At 18.9% G+C, this 338-nt stretch carries 1 pseudogene; it reads right to left on the reverse strand.

The features are described from left to right. Positions 1–63: 63 nt before the first annotated feature. Positions 64–338 (reverse strand): annotated as a pseudogene (locus AWT72_RS09910) (DNA integrity scanning diadenylate cyclase DisA); the annotation flags it as partial.

Raw genomic sequence — 338 nt, forward strand, 5'->3', positions numbered from 1 at the left:
TTACTATTACAACTTACAAAAAAATAAAAATTGGAGATTTTACTCTCCAATTAGTACATTTATTTATATTTTTTCTAATTCAATAATACTCTTATATCTTTCTTTGGTTCTCATAATTATAGAACCTTTAACTTTACTTATACCTTTTATTTCTAATAATTCTTCATATTTAGCATTTAAAATAGCATTTATATTTACAAAATTAAAAATTATATTTTCAACGTCTTTTTTATTCAATTTATTGATATTATTTAATAATCTATAACCTTTAGCCGTCAAAATATCTTCTGGCATATTTTGCTTAGTATCATAACCCAATAATTTAATAATATTATTAT

The organism is Oceanivirga salmonicida (genome assembly GCF_001517915.1).
GTDB lineage: Bacteria > Fusobacteriota > Fusobacteriia > Fusobacteriales > Leptotrichiaceae > Oceanivirga > Oceanivirga salmonicida.